Raw genomic sequence first — 18,079 nt, 5'->3', positions numbered from 1 at the left:
CCCGGCCGCACCGCGTCCGCCACGACCACCTCCGCCCCGCCCACGCCCAGGCTCACTGCCACCGGAACAGACGGCTCGCGGCGACGCCCAGCACGGCGGTCCACAGGGCGACGACCCCGAGGTGGATCCAGCCCGGCCAGCTCCCGGACGCGGCCTGCTCCAGCGCCTGGGAGGCGGCCCCGAACGGGGTGATCTCCACGACGCGGCGCAGGATGTCGGGCATCGCCTGGACCGGCAGCCAGACCCCGGCGGTGAACATCATCACCAGGTAGGCCGCCGAGCCGACCGCGATGGCCGCCTTCGCCGTCCGGGCCAGGGCACAGATCGCGGCCCCCAGGCTCAGCGCGGCGGCGACGGCGAGCAGCAGCGCCAGCAGATAGCCGGGGAGCTGTCCGGGCAGCGGGACCCCGTAGGCGGTGCGGCCGACGACGGTGACGAGGAGCGCGGAGCCGAGGCAGGCCGCGGCGTGCAGCACGATCTGGGCGGCGAGCAGGGCGGAGGGCCGCACCGGGGTGGCGGACATCCGGCGCAGGATGCCGCGCTCGCGGTAGGCGGTGAGGACCGGCGGCATCGCCTGGATCGCCGCCGTGATCATGGCGAGCAGGATCGAGATGGGGACGTACAGGTCGATGACGCGCCGTCCGCCGAGGTCGTCCCGCACCTCCTTGAAGGCGGGCACGAAGCCGAGGATCACCAGGAGGAGGGAAGGGAAGACGAAGACCCAGAAGAGGCTGCCCGGTTCGCGGAGGAAGAGGCGGGTCTCGGCGATCAGGACGGCGGTCGCGGGGCCGCGTCGCCGGGCGGTGCGGGGCGCCGGGGCGGTGTCCGGTGCGGTGGTGGTCGCGGTCCGCATGTCAGGCGTCCTGTCCGGTGAGGTCGAGGAAGGCTTCGTCGAGGCTGGTCTCGGTGATGCGCAGCTGCCGGGCGGTGACGCCGAGTTCGGCGAGCAGGGCGACGAACGGGGTGACCGTGTCGTCGGTGCCGTGGACCGTGAGCGTCCCCTCGCGGTCGGGCGGGGTCACGGACGCGACGCCGGGGAGCGCGGTGAGCCGGGAGAGGTCGGGGCCGGTGAGGGCCCGGGAGGGCACGAAGGAGAGCACGGTGGAGCCGGTGGCCTGCCGGATCAGCCCGGCCGGGGTGTCCAGGGCGACGACCTTGCCCCGGTCGATGACGGCGATCCGGTCGCAGAGGCGCTGGGCCTCCTCCATGAAGTGGGTGACGAGCAGGACGGTCACCCCGCTGTCGCGGACCTCCTCGATGAGCTTCCAGGTGTCGCGGCGGGCGCGCGGGTCCAGGCCGGTGGTCAGCTCGTCGAGGACGACGACCTTCGGGTCGCCGATCAGGGCGAGCGCGATGAACAGCCGCTGCTTCTGGCCGCCGGAGAGCTTGGCGAAGCGGGTGGTGAGCTTCTCGTCGAGGCCGAGCCGGGCGGCGAGCGGCCACCAGTCGACGGGGGCCGGGTAGAAGGCGCTGTAGAGCTCCAGCGCCTCCCGTACGGTCAGTTTGGCCTGGAGCTCGCTCTCCTGGAGCTGGGCGCCGAGCAGCCGCGTCACCCGGTCGTGGTCGGCGACAGGGTCGAGTCCGGCGACCTTGACCGTGCCCGCGTCGGGGATGCGCAGGCCCTCCACGCATTCGACGGTGGTGGTCTTGCCCGCCCCGTTGGGCCCGAGGATGCCGAAGATCTCGCCCTCCTCGACGGAGAAGGAGACGCCGTCGACCACGTGGCGGCCCGCGTAGGTCTTGCGTACCCCGTTGACTTCGATGATTGCCATGCCCCCAGGGTTCCGGCGGGCGGGGGCCGGCGGTATCCGTCATCACGCTCGGCGTCGCATCGACCGATCGGTTGATCCGGGCGTACGACCCCGGGGACGCGGCGGGCTCCGGCCGAAATTGGGAGGCCCGATGTCAGTGGTGAAACGTACAGTCGGTTCTGATGCCCGAAAAGCCTGCAGAGCGCACGGACCGGTCCGCCGTGCGCTCCCTCCTGCGTCTGTGGCCCTATGTCCGCCCGGTACGGGTCCGCCTGTTCACCGCCGCCTTCGTGGCGATCGTGGCGTCCTGTCTGTCGCTGGTGATCCCGCTCATCCTGAAGTGGATGGTGGACGGGCCGGTGGCCGACCGGGACCCGGGCGGGGTCTGGCTGGGCGCGCTGTACCTGCTGCTGCTCGGCATCGCGGAGGCGGCGCTGTTCGGGTTCCGGCGGTGGCTGGTGGCGCGTCCGCTGGCCGGGGTCGAGGCGTCGATGCGGGCGGACCTCTACCGCCATCTCCAGCGGCTGCCGGTGGCCTTCCACGACCGGTGGCCCTCGGGCCAGCTGCTGTCGCGCGGGACGACGGACCTGATGCTGCTGCGGATGTTCCTGGCGTTCCCGCTGACGTTCCTGGTCGTCAACGCGGCGACGATCCTGGTCGGTTTCCTCATCCTGTTCGCCCAGGACTGGTCGCTCGGTCTGGTGCTGCTGGCACCGGCGGTGCCGCTGATCATCCTGTGCTCGGTGTTCGAGACGAAGTATTCGCTGGTGGCGCGGAAGGCGCAGGACCAGGTCGGCGATCTGACCACGGTCGTCGAGGAGAGCGTGCTCGGCATCCGGATCGTCAAGGGCTTCGGCCGCCACCGCAGCCAGGCGAAGGCCTTCAAGGCGCTGTCGCAGCGGCTGCGCACCACGGAGCTGGGCAAGGCGCGGCTGCTCGCCGGGATCTGGGCGCTCATCACCACCATTCCGGAGCTGGCGATCGGGACGGCGCTGGTGCTCGGCACGGTCCAGGTGGCGGACGGTTCGCTGTCGGCGGGCACGCTGGTCGCGTTCCTGTCGACGGCGCTCGCGCTGCGGTGGCCGGTGGAGTCGATCGGGTTCCTGCTGGCGATGAGCCAGGAGGCGGCGACCGCGACCGACCGGTACTTCGAGGTGATGGACGCGGCGGAGGAGGAAGGCGCGGCGGCCGCCCGCGCGGGTGCTCCGGACGCGCCCGCCGGGCTGGTGTTCGAGGGCGTGGAGTTCCGCTACCCGGACGCGGAGCCGGGCTCGCCGCCGGTCCTGGCCCGGGTCGACCTCCAGGTGCGGCCCGGCGAGACGATGGCCCTCGTGGGCGGTACGGGCTCCGGAAAGACGACGCTCACCGCGCTGGTCCCCCGGCTCCACGAGGTGACCGGCGGGCGGATCACGCTGGACGGTGAGGACATCGCCACGATGGAGCGCTCGCGGCTGCGGGAGCTGGTGTCGGTGGCGTTCGAGGAGCCGACGCTGTTCTCCGCGACGGTCGGCGAGAACGTGCTGATGGGCGCCGAGGACGCGGACGAGGACCAGGTGCGGCGAGCACTCGCGGTGGCCCAGGCCGACTTCGTGCACGACCTGCCGGCGGGCCTGGACACGGAGGTCGGCGAGCAGGGCCTGAGCCTCTCCGGCGGCCAGCGCCAACGCCTCGCCCTGGCCCGTGCGGTGGTGGGCGAACCGCGCTTCCTGGTGCTGGACGACCCGCTCTCGGCCCTCGACGTGCACACGGAGACGCTGGTGGAGGCGGCGCTGCGGCAGGTGCTGGAGGAGACCACGGCGGTGGTGGTGGCGCACCGCCCCTCGACGGTGATGCTGGCGGACCGGGTGGCGCTGCTGTCGGAGGGCCGGATCGCGGCGGTGGGCACGCACCAGGAGCTGCTGCGGTCGAACACGGAGTACGCGTGGCTGATGTCGGGGGCGGAGCGGGGCGGGGGTGCCGGGGGCGCTGATACGGGCGGTGGCGTGGCGGACCCGGGCGACGGCTCCCCTGCGCCCGGAGGCGGGGCTGCCGGGGGCGGACCTGAGGCGGGATCGGGCGTGAGCGGACCTGAGGTCACGTCACCCGGCGTGCGGCCCGTCGCCGTGGGCTCAGAACCGGCCACGGGCTCCGGCCCCGAAACCGGTCCCGCCCGGGCCGGTGTGCGGCCCGTCGCCGTGGACCCCGGCCCCGTGACCACCGATTCCCCTGCCCAGCAGGTCCCCGCCGAGGAGGGCAGTTGCCGATGACCACGACCACCGACGGCGCCGCGCGCATCACCCCCGATGACGACGAGCGCCCGGAGCCGGGCAAGGCCCTGCCCGTTCCCGAGGGCGCGGGCGACCCCTTCGACCAGGACGACCTGCCCGCCCCGCCCGGCGCGACCAAGTCGCTGCTGTTCTCCCTGCTCTCCCCCATGCGCGGCCGGGTGGCACTGGCGGCGCTGCTGCTGATCCTCCAGCAGGCGGCGGTCCAGGCGGGCCCGCTGCTGGTGGCGTACGCGATCGACAGCGGGGTCCCGGCGTTCCGGGACCACGACTACGGGCCCCTCATCGCGGTGGCCGTGGGCTACCTGCTCTGCTCGGTGGGCGCGGGCGTGCTCCAGTACGCGTTCATCCGGGGCTCGGCCCGCATCAACCAGGACGCGCTGCTTGACCTGCGCGGCCGGATCTTCCGCCACGCGCAGGCCCTGAGCGTGGACTTCCACGAGCGCTACACCTCGGGACGGCTGATCTCCCGCTCCACCACGGATGTCGAGTCGCTCCAGGAGCTGCTGAGCGAGGGGCTCCAGGAGCTGATCACCGTCGTCCTCTCCTTCGTGTCGATCGGGCTGGTCCTGCTCTGGCTGGACCTCGGCATAGGAGGGATCGCGGTGCTCTCCTTCGTACCGCTGTATCTGCTGGTACGGCTCTACCGGCGGCGGGCGGGCGTGGTGTACGGGGCGCGGTCGACGGCGATCGCCTCGGTGATCGTGAAGTTCGCGGAGACCATGAACGGCATCCGCCCGGTCCAGGCGTTCCGCCGGGAGCGGACCAACGACGCCGCGTTCGCCTCGCTCAACCGGGTGCACGAGCGGCGCAACGGGGACGCGCTGCTGGAGATGGCGCGTTACGTCGTCGGCTCCCGGCTGGTCGCCAACACGGCGGTCGCCGGGATGGTGCTGTGGGGCGCCTACCGGGTGGCCGACGGGACGCTGGCGCTCGGGGTGCTGGCGGCGGCGGTGCTGTATCTGCGGCGGCTCTACGACCCGATCGACCGGCTGGGGATGTTCCTCAACTCCTACCAGTCGGCGGCCGCCTCGCTGGAGAAGATCGCGGGCCTGCTGGCCCAGACCCCGACGGTCCCGGTGGCGGCGGACCCGAAGGAGCTGCCCGCCCGCTCGGACGGCCACCCGGGCCGGGAGGTCGTCTTCGACGGGGTGCGGTTCGCCTACCGTACGGGCGGCGAGGTGCTGCCCACGTTCGACCTGCGCATCCCGGCGGGCGCCACCGTGGCGGTCGTCGGCTCCACGGGCGCGGGCAAGTCGACGCTGGCCAAGCTGCTGGCCCGGTTCTACGACCCGACCGACGGCCGGGTCCTGCTGGACGGGGTGGACCTGCGCGACCTGTCCACGGCCGAGCTGCGCAAGGGCGTGGTGATGGTGACGCAGGAGGCGTTCCTGTTCTCCGGTACGGTCGCGGACAACATCGCGATCGGCCGCCCGGACGCCACCCGCGACGAGATCGAACGGGCGGCGAAGGCGATCGGCGCGCACGACTTCATCGCCGCGCTGCCCGAGGGGTACGACACGGATGTACGGAAGCGGGGCGGCCGGATCTCGGCGGGCCAGCGCCAGTTGGTCGCCTTCGCCCGCGCCCTGCTGGCGGACCCGGCGGTGCTGATCCTGGACGAGGCGACCAGCTCGCTGGACATCCCCGGCGAGCGGGCGGTGCAGCGCGCCATGGACACGGTGCTGCACGGCCGCACGGCGGTGGTGATCGCCCACCGCCTGTCCACCGTGGAGATCGCGGACCGGGTGCTGGTGATGGAGGGCGGCCGCATCGTGGAGGACGGCGCACCGGCCGAACTCATCGGCGGTACGGGGCGGTTCGCGGGGCTGCACCGGACGTGGAAGGACAGCCTGGTCTGAGGGGACGGGTCGGGCCCGAGGGAACGCCACGGCCCGTGGACCAGACCGTGGCGGCCTTCGGCCTGCCGTTCAGATCCCCATGCCGAGCAGGACCAGCAGGACGGCGATCAGCAGGGTGACGTAGGCGACGGAGTGCACCCGGTCCGGGACGCGGGCCGCGGCGCGGCGGGCCAGGGCGATGGTGGGCAGCGAACCGCCGAGCAGCGCGGCGCAGGCGGGCAGGTCGATGTATCCGAGCTGCCCGGCCCGGGCGTGCAGGGCGGGGGCGGCGAGGGCGTAGACGGCGGTGCCGACGACGGCGACGGGCACGCTGAGCGGGTTGGCCATCGCTGTCGCCTCGGCCATCGGCAGGCCCCGGCGGCGCAGCAGCGGCACGGTCATGACACTGCCGCCCACGCCCAGGCAGGCGGCGACCGATCCGATCGCGACTCCGCCCAGCGTCCTGGCCGGGCGGCTCAGCGGGCGCGGCTTTCGGGTGCGCGGCACGGAGAGGAAGCCCTTGCGCAGCAGGCTGTCGGCGATCGTCACCAGCAGATAGGCGGCGAACAGTACGCGCAGCGCGCTGTCTCCGATCCGGGTCGCCGCCGACGCCCCGGCCACCGCGCCGACCAGGACGAAGGCGGCCATCGGCCAGATGTACTCGCGGCGGATCCGGCCCTGGCGCCACTGCGCCAGGGTGGCGAGGGCCGAGTTGACGACCATGACCGCGGTCGACGTCGCCACCGCGACGTGCATCGCCTCGGCGTCGGGCCCCGTGACGGTCCAGAAGCCGTAGACGACGGGGACGGTGACGAAGCCGCCGCCGAACCCGAAGAGCACGGTCGTCATCCCGGTCAGACAGCCGAAGAGAAGAAGAAGGAGGTAGGAGGTCAGCACGGCTGCGACGCTACGGAGCCGACCTCATGGCGGACAATCGAATGAACGCCGACTTCCTTCGAGTATCCGACAGGACGGTGCGGCCCTAGTCTGTCGGCGTGCGCAACGTCCCCATCGACGAGGTCGACGCCTTCGACCGCGACGTCCTGGCCATCGGCACCGACTACCCGCCCGGCCACCTGCTGCCGTACCACCGGCACCGCCGGGTACAGGTGTTGCACGCCGAGACCGGCGTGATGGAAGTGGCGACGGCGGAGGGCACCTGGACGGTGCCCCCGGACCGTGCGGTGCTGATCCCGGCCGGAACCCGGCACCAGGTCGCCATGCCCGGGGTCAGCACCCGCAGCCTCTACATCGAACCGGCCGCCGTGCCGTGGTTCCCCGCCCGCTGCCGGGTCGTCGAGGTCTCCGCGCTGCTGCGCCAACTCCTCCTGGCGGCCGTCGACATGGAGCCGCGCTATCCGGAGCACGGCCGCGACGCGGCCCTGGTCGCCCTGCTGCTGCACGAACTGGCGGGCCTGGCGCCACTGCCCCTGGACATCCCGCTGCCCGCCGACCCGGCACTCCGTCAGCTGTGCGACGCGTTCCTGCGCCACCCCGACGTCCACGATCCGCCCGCCCGCTGGGCCGCCGCCCTGGGCGTCAGCGAACGTACTCTCGGCCGGAAGTTCCGCGGCGCCACCGGGCTGAACTTCGCGCAGTGGCGGCAGCGGGCCTGCATCGTGCACTCCCTGCGCCACCTGGCCGCGGGTGCGCCGGTCACCCGGATCGCGACGGACCTCGGCTACGACAGCCCGGCGGCGTTCACCACCGCTTTCCGCACCCTGCTGGGGAGCCCGCCGAGCGCCTACGGGCCCGCCCGGCCGGCCGGGCACCCGGCTTCCGGGGCGGGCTGAACGACGCGGACGGAGGCAGGCCGGTCCGCCACGACCGCCGACACCTGGTCGACGAGCATCGGCAAAGGGGGTGCCGCGACCCGTCCGGGCCGCGGCACCCCCCTCACTCACGTACGTCAGGCGGTGGCGTCGCCCTTGCGGCGGCGGCCCAGCGCGAAGACGACACCGGCGCCCGCGAGGACCGCCACGCCGCCGATGGTCGCGATGACCGGCAGGTTGGAGTCCGAACCGGTCTGGGCGAGGGTGCCCTCGGGCTTGACCTGGCTGTTGCCGACGGGCTTGGCCGGCAGGGGCTTCTTGCCGCCCTCCTGGGGCTCGGCCTCGTTCGGCTTGCCGGGGGCGGTGCCGGCGGCCAGCACGTCGAACTCGTAGAACTGCTCGCTGTCGGCGAAGACGCAGTTGCCCTTGTCGTCGGCGTAGAGGCCGATGGTGATGGCGAAGCCGAGGCCCGCGGGCGCCTTCTTGTCGATGCTCAGCCGCAGGTCGATCGAGAAGGACTCCTTGGCCTTGATGTCGGTGTAGCCGAGGTAGCCGGAGGACTCGTCGTCCTCGTCGAGGGATATGCCGGTCCAGGTTCCCGTCTCCGGGTCCTTGAACTGGAGCGTGAGGTGACCGGTGGTCTCCTCCCACGTCTCCGTGTCCACCTGGGCGGCGAAGACACCGAGGTCGACGCGCTTGTAGGAGTTGTCGCCCTTGTTGACCACGTTCAGCTTGAACCCGTGGAAGCCGCTGCCCGCGACGACCTTGGAGGGGAGGCCGGAGAGCCTGGTGCGGAGGTTCTTGTCGAACTTCGGCTCCTCCGTGCCCTCGCAGATGTCGGAGGGCGAGGTGGCTGACGGCTTCGGCGCGGGAGTGGTGGCGCTCTCCGACGGCGTCGCGGTGGGCTCCTCGGTGGCGGGGCTCGTCTCGCTCTCCTCGGGGGCGGGAGAGGTCTCCGACTCCTCGGGGGCGGGGCTCGTCTCGGACTCGTCGGGCGCCGGGCTCGTCTCGGACTCCTCCGGTGCCGGGGAGCTCTCGGTGGTCTCGGGGGTCGGCGAGGACGTCGCGAAAGCGGCGGAGGACGTCAGGAGGGTGACCGGGGTGAGTACGGCGGTCGCTGCTGCGACGGCCAGTGCGCGGCGGATCTTCATGCGATGAGGTCCTCTGGAGAGTCTGGGTGCCGCCGGGGCGGCACGAAGGCTGGGAGGGCCGTCCGAGTTCGAGGTGGAGGAGACACGGGTGAGGCCAATGTGTCTGACCGCCGCGAGGGGTACGGGGTTGTACCCGCGAGGCGGCCGAACTGTGTGAGGCAGCACACAGCGTATTCACAGAAGGCACACACACCGCGTCCGGGCCGGCCTCACCCCGGCAGCAGCCGCACCGCCGCGTCCCGCAGCCGGGTCCGTTCCGTGGACATGAAGCGGTGCAGGGTCCGGGAGGCGAAGGCGGTCCGCTGGGCGCTGCGGCGGCGCTCGCGGTCGTAGGCGCGCAGGGCGGCGGGGAGGGGCGCGGCCGTGACCGCCCGGGTGAGCGCGTCCGCGTCCAGGATCGCGGTGCAGGCGCCCTGGCCCAGGTTGGGCGTCATGGCGTGCGCCGCGTCGCCGACCAGCGCGACGTGGCCCGCCGAGGCGTCGGCGGAGACGAACGAGGGCAGCGCCGGGTGCAGATGGCGCATCTCGTAGCGGATCCAGGCGGCCGGGTCGGTGGTCTCCAGGATGCGCGGGATCGGGTCGTGCCAGCCGGCGAAGGCGGCGCGCAGTGCGTCGGCGGTGGTCGCGGCGGGGACGGTGGCGTACCAGTTGGTGCGGCCCGGCTCCACCGGGGTCAGGCCGAAGAACCGCCCGCTGCCCCAGGTCTCGCCGTGGAGCGGGCTCTCGAAGTCGGCGATGCCGATCCAGGCGACGGTGGCGACCGGGCGCGGGCCGCTGCGGTCGCCGAAGCGGGCGGTGCGTACGGCACTGCGGATGCCGTCGGCGCCGACCACCAGGTCCTGTCCGGCGGTCAGGGCGCTCACATCGGTGACGGTCGCGCCGAGCTTCACCGGTACGTCGCCGAAGGCGTCCAGGCCCGCGAGCAGGGCGTCGATCAAGTAGGGGCGGGAGATGAGGAGTTCGGGGCGGCCCGCCTTCCTCTCGATGCGCTCCAGCGGGAGGCGGGCCAGGGTCCTGCCGTCGGGGGTGCGGATGTGCGCGTCGCGGTAGGGGACCGCGTGGTCGCGCAGGGCCTTTCCGACGCCGAGGCGGTCGAGGGCGGTCTGCGCGGTGGGGTGGATGCCGAACGCGGCGCCGTACCGCTCCAGTTCGGTGCGGCGCTCCAGCACGGTCACGCTCCAGCCCGCCCGCCGCAGACCGATCGCGGTGGCCAGGCCCCCGATGCCCGCCCCGACGACGGTCGCCGCCTTGGCCCGTACCCCTGTTCCCGTACGCCCTGTCATGCCGTACTCCCGAAGCTCGTCCGGCCGGTGCGCAACGACCACCACATCCGTGGTACCACGCCTGGGGTAGCATCGGCAAGCAGAGAGCAGGGGCCGCAGCGGTACGGGAGTGAGGGAGCGCGCGTGAATCCTGACCGGCGCGACCGGCTGCGCGACGCGGCCATCGCCGTCCTGGCGGCCGAGGGCGGACGCGGCCTCACCCACCGGGCCGTGGACCGGGCGGCCGAGGTCCCGGACGGGACCACGAAGAACTACTTCCCCAGCCGGGACGCGGTGCTGCGCGCGGTGGCCGAACGCTGCCTGGAGCAGTACCTCGCGCTCACCGCCCAGCTCGCCGCCGCCCCCGGCCCCGCCGACCGCGAGGGGCTGACCGCCCTGTTCCGCTCCCTCCTGGAGAACGTCGCCGGGCCCGGCCGCCCCCGCCTCCTCGCCTGTCTGGAGCTCCAGGCGGAGGCGGCCCGGCGCCCCTGGCTCTCCGCCCTCCTGGACCCGATGACGAGCGGCGACTTCGCGGGGTTCGAGGCGGCCCAGCGCTCCGCCGGACTGCCCGTCACCCCGCAGCGGGCGGCCACCGTCACGCTCGCGCTGCACGCGGCGGTCCCGCATCTGCTGGGCGGCGGCCCGGGCACGCTGGCGGCGGCGGGGCTGGACGACCTGGACCGGTTCGTACGGGGGCTCCTCGACGCGGTCTACCCGGCCGACGCCACCCCGGCCTGAGCGCACCGACAGCACCGGCGCACGGACCGCCCCCTTCCGCTGGCGGGATCTGGCCAGAACCCGACCCTGTCTCACCAGCTGGGCGGTAACCGCTTCCGCGCATGCCGTTCGAATGTGCCCCCCGCGCACCGAACCTGTGCCCACCCTGTGAATACGGGCCTTCACACACCCCGGCAACATTCCGGTAATGATCGGCGAAACGTCCGCTCAACGAACATGACCTTTCCGGCAACGAACGAATTCCGGCCAACTTGTTGACGCGCCCCTGACAGGCGCACGGATCTACTGCCACTCTTCACCCCGTTCTGCGCACCGCCTGCACCGAACCGGACGGCTCATCCAGCGCCGCCGGTAACCCCCCTCGCAGAAGGAGTCCGCGTGAGATCCACGCCCAGCCGTCGCGCCACCGCGACCGGCGCTCTGATAGCCGCAGCAGCCATGATCGCCGTCGGACTGCAGTCCGGCCCGGCCACCGCCACCCCGGCCTCGGCCGCCCCCGCCGGCGGGATCACCGCCGGCACCAAGGCCGACCCGGGTTCCCTCCCCGCCAAGCTCTCCGCCGCCCAGCGCGCCGAACTCCTCCGCGAGGCCGACGCCACCAAGGCGGCCACCGCCAAGCAGCTCGGGCTCGGCGCCACGGAGAAGCTCGTCGTCCGCGATGTCGTCCAGGACCAGGACGGCACGACGCACACCCGCTACGAGCGCACCCTCGACGGGCTCCCCGTCCTCGGCGGCGACCTGGTGGTCCAGGAGACCACGGCCGGCAAGACCCTGAGCGTCGTCAAGGCGTCGAAGGCGACCACCGCGCAGCTGAAGGCCGTCGGCCTCACCGCCGACGTGGCCCCGGCCGCCGCCGAGAAGCAGGCGCTCGGCGCGGCGAAGGCAGAGGGCTCGAAGGCCACGGAGGCCGACAAGGCGCCGCGCAAGGTCGTCTGGCTGGGCGGCGGCTCCCCGCAGCTCGCCTACGAGACGGTGGTCGGCGGACTCCAGCACGACGGCACCCCCAACGAGCTGCACGTCATCACCGACGCCACCTCGGGCGAGAAGCTGTACGAGTGGCAGGCCGTCCACAACGGGACCGGCAACACCCAGTACAGCGGCCAGGTGACGCTGGGCACCGCGCCCTCGTACACGCTGACCGACACCACGCGCGGCAACCACAAGACGTACAACCTGAACCGGGGCACCTCCGGCACCGGCACGCTGTTCTCCAAGTCGACCGACGTCTGGGGCAACGGCACCCCGCAGAACGCCGAGACGGCCGGCGCCGACGCCCACTACGGCGCCGCGCTCACCTGGGACTACTACAAGAACGTGCACGGCCGCAACGGCATCCGCGGTGACGGAGTCGGCGCGTACTCCCGCGTCCACTACGGCAACAACTACGTCAACGCGTTCTGGCAGGACAGCTGCTTCTGCATGACGTACGGCGACGGCGACGGCAACGTCAAGCCGCTCACCTCCATCGACGTGGCCGCCCACGAGATGACCCACGGCCTGACCTCGGTCACGGCCAAGCTGGTCTACAGCGGTGAGTCCGGCGGCCTCAACGAGGCGACCTCGGACATCTTCGCCGCCGCCGTGGAGTTCTACGCCAACAACGCCCAGGACCAGGGCGACTACCTGGTCGGCGAGAAGATCGACATCCGTGGCAACGGCACCCCGCTGCGCTACATGGACAAGCCCAGCCGGGACGGCAGCTCCAAGGACTACTGGTACTCCGGCATCGGCAGCGTCGACGTCCACTACTCCTCGGGCCCGGCCAACCACTGGTACTACCTGCTCTCCGAGGGCAGCGGCGCCAAGACCATCAACGGTGTCAGCTACGACTCCCCGACCTCCGACGGGCTGCCGGTCACCGGCATCGGCCGGGACAAGGCGTCGCTGATCTGGTTCAAGGCGCTCACCACCAAGTTCACCTCGACGACCAACTACGCCGCCGCCCGCACCGGCACGCTCGCGGTCGCCAGTGAGCTGTACGGCGCCACCAGCCCCGAGTACGCGGCCGTGGCCCACGCCTGGGCCGCCATCAACGTCGGCGCCCGCCCCGGTGGCGGCAACCCCGACCCGGGCGGCAAGGTCTTCGAGAACAACACGGTCGTGAACATCCCGGACGCGGGCGCGGCCGTCACCAGCGCGGTCAACGTCACCGGCGTCACCGGCAACGCCCCCAGCGCCCTCAAGGTCGACGTCAACATCAGCCACACCTACCGCGGCGACCTGGTCATCGACCTGGTGGCCCCGGACGGCGGCACCTTCCGGCTGAAGAACTCCTCCTCCTCGGACTCCGCGGACAACGTGGTGGCGACCTACACGGTCAACGCCTCGTCCAAGGTGGCCAACGGCGAGTGGAAGCTGAGGGTCCAGGACGTGTACCGCTCGGACACGGGCCGGATCAACAGTTTCAAGCTCACCTTCTGACCCCACGGGATCACCGCACCACCACATGACCGAACGGCCCGGCAGGGGTTCTGCTCCCCTGCCGGGCCGTTCGCCGTGCTCAACCCGCCTGGGATCAGGCCGGGTTGTTGGCGTGGGTCAGCGTCTCCCAGGCCACGAACAGGTTGTTGGACCCGGCCGGCCGCTGCCGCTCGGTCAGCGTCTGCGTGTTGGTCATCGCGTAACCGAGCCGGTTGGACAGGGCGTTGAACCCGACCTCGGTGATGGGACCGAGGCTGTCCTTGAGCGAGCCGCCGCAGAGCGAGGACGGGACGGGCGTGCCCAGCTGGTGCTTGGCGTGCAGCCCCATCGCGTGCCGCAGCCGGTCGGCGACCTCCGGGTAGAGGTCCTGGCCCTGGATGCGGCTGGTCTCCGCGATGTGCGCGATGGCCGAGATGCCGTAACCGGTGTGGGTCAGGTCGCGGCAGGTCTCCTGGGAGAGCCCGTCCATGAAGGTGGACTGGCCCTGCCAGTAGTTGATGATTTTGGCCCGGGTGTCGAGTCCGCTGCCCGGTGCGACCTTCGGCAGCGCGCCGTCGGCGGTCACATAGATGTACGCGGGGACCCGCCCGCGGAACTTGGAGACGGCCTTGTCGTAGGCGGCGCGGTCCTCCAGGAAGACCGAGATCCCGATCGCCGCCTCGGTCATCGACAGCTCCCAGTTGCCGTTGGAGTGGGAGCCGTTGGTGACCTTCGGCAGGTAGACGTCGCGCAGCATGGTGGAGAAGCGGCCGGAGTTGGGCCAGCTGCTGTAGGTGTACTTGATGATCTCGGCGGCCCGCGGCCAGGACGAGCCGGCCCAGCCGGTCTGGAGCGGCGCGTTGCTGTTGGTGTGGTCCCGGATCACGGCCGACCAGGCGTCCATGATCTCGATGGCCTTCTGCGCGTACCGGCTGTCCTGGGTGATGTACCAGGCCAGCGAGAGCGTGTACGCGGCGATGGCGTCCTCGCGCTCGTCGGTGCAGCCGTTGTTGGGGTTGGAGTACGAGCCGCACTCGACGATCGCGCGGGGCTTGGCGGTCCGGGTCAGGGAGGCGTACTTGCTCCCCATCATCTGGTCGTACGCGCCCTTCCAGGGCTGGGCGCCCGCCTGCACCCGGCCCCGGACGAAGTCCAGTTGGGGGCGGCTGACGAGGACGCCGGGGTGGGTGAAGGCGGCGGGGGCGGCGGCCGCGGCGGGGGCGGCGGCCGGGGCCTTCTCCGCCAGGGCGGGGGCGGCGAGGGCGGTGGTGAGCAGCGCGGCCAGGCCGGCGGCGGTGCCGAGTACGCGGGGGATGGTGCCGGTACGCATGTGGGGGTGCCTTCCGGTGCGGTGGTGGTTCAACGGCCCTGCCCGACAAGGGAGTTCATGTATGCGAACATGGGGCCGCATGATGAACCGGGTGATGTGTGAGGAACGTAAAGCCATCCCATGAACACGTCAAGGCTCCGTGTTCACTGCACGAACACGGAGCCCTCCCGCAGCCGAAGGGCCCGGTACCGCGCAGCGCGGTACCGGGCCCCGCCCCGGCGCGCTCAGCGCATCAGTACGCCCGCGCCCTCCCCGGTCGCCTCGTTCGGCACCGCGACCAGGCCCAACTCGGCGCCGGAGGCCAGCAGTTCGTGCGAGGGCAGGACGCGCACGGTGTAGCCGTACGGTCCCGTCCGGTCCAGGGCGAGCGGGCCCTCGTAGAGCCAGCGGTCCTCCAGGTCATGGCCGCCCGCCGGTTTCAGCGGGAAGACCTGGGCGTCCGCGATGGCGTCGGCCGAGTCCACCCGGCCCGCGACGACCTGGACCTCCACATCGTCCGGGTCGAGTCCGCCGAGGGCGATCCGCACCCGGAGCGACAGGGTGGCCCCCAGCTCCGCCGAGCCGCCCGCCACCGTGTCGGTGACCGACTCCACATGGTCCACGGAGACTTTCGGCCAGGCCGCCCGGACCTTCGCCTTCCACTGGGCCAGGTCCCGCGCCACCGCCGGGCCAAGCGCCCGCCGGGCCTGCGCGGCGGGGGCGTAGAGCCGCTCCACGTACTCGCGCACCATCCGCCCCGCCAGCACCTTCGGGCCCAGGTTGACCAGGGTGGAGCGGACCATCTCGATCCACCGGTCCGGCAGGTCCGTGGCGCCCCGGTCGTAGAAGCGCGGGGCGACCCGGTCCTCGATCAGGGCGTACAGGGCGTTGGACTCCAGCTCGTCGCGCCGGTCCTCGTCGACCGCCGAGCCGTCGGCGGTGGGGATCTCCCAGCCGAAGTCCGGCTCGAACCACTCGTCCCACCAGCCGTCGCGCACGGAGAGGTTGAGGCAGCCGTTGAGCGCCGCCTTCATCCCGCTCGTGCCGCACGCCTCCAGCGGGCGCAGCGGGTTGTTGAGCCAGACGTCGCAGCCCGGGTAGAGCTTCTGCGCCATGCCCATGCCGTAGTCCGGCAGGAAGACGATGCGGTGGCGCACCCGCGGGTCGTCCGCGAACCGCACCAGCTCCTGGACCAGCCGCTTGCCGCCGTCGTCGGCGGGGTGGGCCTTGCCCGCCACCACGATCTGGATCGGGCGCGTCGGGTGCAGGAGGAGCTCCCGCAGCCGGTCGCGGTCGCGCAGCATCAGCGTCAGACGCTTGTACGAGGGGACGCGGCGGGCGAAGCCGATGGTCAGGACGTCCGGGTCGAGGACACCGTCGATCCAGCCCAGCTCGGCCGTGCCCGCGCCGCGCCTGCGCCAGGAGGCGTAGAGGCGGCGGCGCACCTCGGTCACCAGCTGGCCGCGCAGCTCGCGGCGCAGCTCCCAGATCTCCTGGTCGCCGATCCCGCCCACCGCGTCCCAGCGGCGCGGGGTGCCGGCCTGCGGCGAGGAGGAGGCCTCGCCGTCCACCGGTCCGCCCGCCAGCACCTGGTGGGCGCGGCCGGTGCCGACCTGTCCGGCGCCGAGCCGGAACACCTCGGGGGCCACCCAGGTCGGGGCGTGCACCCCGTTGGTGACGGAGGTGATCGGCACATCGGCCGGGTCGAAGCCCGGCCAGAGCCCGGAGAACATCTCCCGGCTGACGGCCCCGTGCAGGGTGGAGACGCCGTTGGCGCGCTGGGCGAGCCTCAGCCCCATCACCGCCATGTTGAACAGCTCGGGCTCGCCGCCGGGGTAGGTCTCCCGGCCCAGCGGCAGGATCTTCTCCACGGGTACGCCGCTCAGCTCGCCGTCGTCGCCGAAGTGGCGGGCGATCAGCTGCCGGTCGAAACGGTCTATCCCGGCGGGGACCGGGGTGTGGGTGGTGAAGACGGTCCCGGCCCGGACCACTTCGAGGGCGGCGTCGAAGTCGAGTCCTCCGGCGGCCAGTTCGCGGATGCGCTCCAGGCCGAGGAAGCCGGCGTGGCCCTCGTTGGTGTGGAACACCTCCGGCTCCGGGGTCCGGGTGAGCCGGCACCAGGTGCGCACGGCGCGCACCCCGCCGATGCCGAGCAGCATCTCCTGGAGGAGGCGGTGGTCGCTGCCGCCGCCGTAGAGCCGGTCGGTGACATCGCGCTCGCCCGGCGCGTTCTCCTCGACGTCGGAGTCGAGGAGGAGGAGCGGGACGCGGCCGACCCGGGCCAGCCAGATGCAGGCGTACAGCGAGCGCCCGCCGGGCAGGGCGAGCACCACCCGGGCGGGGGTGCCGTCGGCCTCGCGGACCAGGTCGAGGGGGAGTTCGTTGGGGTCGAGAACCGGATAGTGCTCCTGCTGCCAGCCCTCGCGGGAGAGGCTCTGGCGGAAGTAGCCGTGCCGGTAGAGCAGGCCGACGCCGATGAGCGGGACGCCCAGGTCGCTGGCGGCCTTGAGGTGGTCGCCGGCGAGGATGCCGAGGCCGCCGCTGTACTGCGGGAGTGCGGCGGTGACGCCGAACTCGGGTGAGAAGTAGGCGACGGCAGCCGGGAGTTCGGCGCCCGCGGCCTGCTGTTCCTGGTACCAGCGGGAGCCGTCCAGATACTCCTTCAGGTCGGCCGAGGCCTCGGCCAGGCGGCCCAGGTACTCCTCGTCCCGGCCCAGTTCGGCCAGGCGTCCGGCGGTGAGGGAGCCGAGCAGGCGTACGGGGTCGGCGTCCGCGGGCCGCCACCCCTCGGGGTCGGCGGACCGGAAGAGCTCGCGGGTCTCGGTGTGCCACGACCAGCGCAGGTTGCGCGCGAGGTCGTGGAGGGGTCGGAGGGGTTCGGGGAGGACAGGACGCACGGTGAATCGACGAATGGCCTTCACGTACTCCACCTTTACAGGGGACTTGCGCATCCGAGCGGACGCACCACGGTGTGCGTCCCTTCCGTCACCCCTGACGGTAGCGGCCGTCCGTGGCCCGCGACCACGGCGCGTGGACGGCTCACGGAGTCCGGGGCCGGGCGCCGCGCGCCTCCCCACAGGAGCACCACGGGTACCACCGGCCCTCACCCACCCCACCCTTCACCTGCGGGTTTGGCCGATTTCCTTCCCGTACGCAGCCTTGTGGACCTTCCTGTCACAGGGAAGGCTGCCGTGTGGCGCCGCAGAGCGGGTATCCGGAACCTGTGAGGGCGCTTCGGTCTCCGTACGCCACGGGGGCGCACGCCGGGCGCCATCGGACCCTGACCCGTCCTGACCGACCGGCTACGACCGAGTAGTTAACACAGCGCCGGATTTCCCGGGAACGAACGTGGGGAAGGCTTTCCCGGTACTTCCCGGTACGCGGCACCACCCGGCCCGCACACCCTCCCGGTGCATCCGAAACATGCACGAAACACCCGCGACCCACCCATTCGAGTGCCATTCGAGTGAACGCGGACAGGAGCGGCCATGCCCACAGCCCGTCAGCAGACAGCTGAGCAGCTACAAAGGACAGATCCCCATCATCGCGGCACGCGCGGTCGGTCCTCCGCATCCGTGCCGTCGCCCGTGC

General features: G+C 72.4%; 12 protein-coding genes. 5 read left to right on the top strand and 7 right to left on the bottom strand.

Annotated features, from left to right (window positions below; genetic code table 11):
• Window positions 1-52 precede the first annotated feature (52 nt).
• Both GTY67_RS25010 and GTY67_RS25005 read right to left on the bottom strand, forming a co-directional pair.
• Window positions 53-853, bottom strand: coding sequence for an ABC transporter permease (locus GTY67_RS25010; protein WP_093692868.1), 801 nt, complete (start codon window positions 851-853; stop codon window positions 53-55).
• A 1-nt stretch (window position 854) separates the two neighbouring features.
• Window positions 855-1,772: an ABC transporter ATP-binding protein gene (locus GTY67_RS25005; RefSeq protein WP_161280365.1), complete on the bottom strand. Its 918-nt coding sequence runs from the start codon at window positions 1,770-1,772 to the stop codon at window positions 855-857.
• Between the two features lie 161 nt (window positions 1,773-1,933).
• On the opposite strand from GTY67_RS25005, the gene GTY67_RS25000 reads away from it, so the two are divergent.
• Window positions 1,934-3,997 carry an ABC transporter ATP-binding protein gene (locus GTY67_RS25000; protein WP_202462340.1) on the top strand — a complete coding sequence of 688 codons (2,064 nt, stop codon included), beginning with the start codon at window positions 1,934-1,936 and terminating at the stop codon, window positions 3,995-3,997.
• Complete coding sequence (locus GTY67_RS24995; RefSeq protein WP_161280364.1) at window positions 3,994-5,877, top strand: ABC transporter ATP-binding protein; 1,884 nt, start codon at window positions 3,994-3,996, stop codon at window positions 5,875-5,877. The genes GTY67_RS25000 and GTY67_RS24995 overlap by 4 nt, the downstream gene beginning before the upstream one ends.
• A 69-nt stretch (window positions 5,878-5,946) precedes the next feature.
• Here GTY67_RS24995 and GTY67_RS24990 read toward each other — a convergent pair whose 3' ends face one another.
• Window positions 5,947-6,753, bottom strand: a complete 807-nt coding sequence (locus GTY67_RS24990; RefSeq protein ID WP_093692864.1) for a sulfite exporter TauE/SafE family protein — start codon at window positions 6,751-6,753, stop codon at window positions 5,947-5,949.
• Between the two features lie 98 nt (window positions 6,754-6,851).
• On the opposite strand from GTY67_RS24990, the gene GTY67_RS24985 reads away from it, so the two are divergent.
• Entirely contained in the window at window positions 6,852-7,649 is a 798-nt protein-coding gene (locus GTY67_RS24985) for a helix-turn-helix transcriptional regulator (RefSeq protein ID WP_161280363.1), read from the top strand.
• A 116-nt stretch (window positions 7,650-7,765) separates the two neighbouring features.
• On the opposite strand, the gene GTY67_RS35355 is transcribed toward GTY67_RS24985, so the two are convergent.
• Together GTY67_RS35355 and GTY67_RS24975 are read right to left on the bottom strand one after the other, a co-directional pair.
• Entirely contained in the window at window positions 7,766-8,779 is a 1,014-nt protein-coding gene (locus GTY67_RS35355; RefSeq protein WP_093692862.1) for an LPXTG cell wall anchor domain-containing protein, read from the bottom strand.
• 209 nt (window positions 8,780-8,988) lie between these two features.
• Complete coding sequence (locus GTY67_RS24975; RefSeq protein ID WP_161280362.1) at window positions 8,989-10,062, bottom strand: NAD(P)/FAD-dependent oxidoreductase; 1,074 nt, start codon at window positions 10,060-10,062, stop codon at window positions 8,989-8,991.
• A gap of 123 nt (window positions 10,063-10,185) precedes the next feature.
• Here GTY67_RS24975 and GTY67_RS24970 point away from each other — a divergent pair, with 123 nt between their 5' ends.
• The gene (locus GTY67_RS24970) at window positions 10,186-10,779 is read left to right on the top strand and encodes a TetR/AcrR family transcriptional regulator (RefSeq protein WP_161280361.1); all 594 of its coding nucleotides are present in this window, start codon (window positions 10,186-10,188) and stop codon (window positions 10,777-10,779) included.
• 378 nt (window positions 10,780-11,157) lie between these two features.
• Complete coding sequence (locus tag GTY67_RS24965; protein ID WP_093692859.1) at window positions 11,158-13,200, top strand: M4 family metallopeptidase; 2,043 nt, start codon at window positions 11,158-11,160, stop codon at window positions 13,198-13,200.
• A 94-nt stretch (window positions 13,201-13,294) separates the two neighbouring features.
• On the opposite strand, the gene GTY67_RS24960 is transcribed toward GTY67_RS24965, so the two are convergent.
• Complete coding sequence (locus GTY67_RS24960; RefSeq protein ID WP_161280360.1) at window positions 13,295-14,509, bottom strand: alginate lyase family protein; 1,215 nt, start codon at window positions 14,507-14,509, stop codon at window positions 13,295-13,297.
• 224 nt (window positions 14,510-14,733) lie between these two features.
• A complete protein-coding gene (glgP, locus tag GTY67_RS24955) occupies window positions 14,734-17,409 on the bottom strand; it encodes an alpha-glucan family phosphorylase (protein WP_161280359.1) in 2,676 nt (891 codons plus the stop codon).
• Window positions 17,410-18,079 lie beyond the last annotated feature (670 nt).

The organism is Streptomyces sp. SID8374, from assembly GCF_009865135.1.
Lineage (GTDB): Bacteria > Actinomycetota > Actinomycetes > Streptomycetales > Streptomycetaceae > Streptomyces.
This window is presented reverse-complemented; position numbering and strand designations above follow the sequence as displayed.

Coding starts and splice junctions, on each gene's coding strand:
- GTY67_RS25010 (WP_093692868.1), bottom strand. CDS start 853: ATGCGGACCGCGACCACCACCGCACCGGACACCGCCCCGGCGCCCCGC.
- GTY67_RS25005 (WP_161280365.1), bottom strand. CDS start 1,772: ATGGCAATCATCGAAGTCAACGGGGTACGCAAGACCTACGCGGGCCGC.
- GTY67_RS25000 (WP_202462340.1), top strand. CDS start 1,934: ATGCCCGAAAAGCCTGCAGAGCGCACGGACCGGTCCGCCGTGCGCTCC.
- GTY67_RS24995 (WP_161280364.1), top strand. CDS start 3,994: ATGACCACGACCACCGACGGCGCCGCGCGCATCACCCCCGATGACGAC.
- GTY67_RS35355 (WP_093692862.1), bottom strand. CDS start 8,779: ATGAAGATCCGCCGCGCACTGGCCGTCGCAGCAGCGACCGCCGTACTC.
- GTY67_RS24975 (WP_161280362.1), bottom strand. CDS start 10,062: ATGACAGGGCGTACGGGAACAGGGGTACGGGCCAAGGCGGCGACCGTC.
- GTY67_RS24960 (WP_161280360.1), bottom strand. CDS start 14,509: ATGCGTACCGGCACCATCCCCCGCGTACTCGGCACCGCCGCCGGCCTG.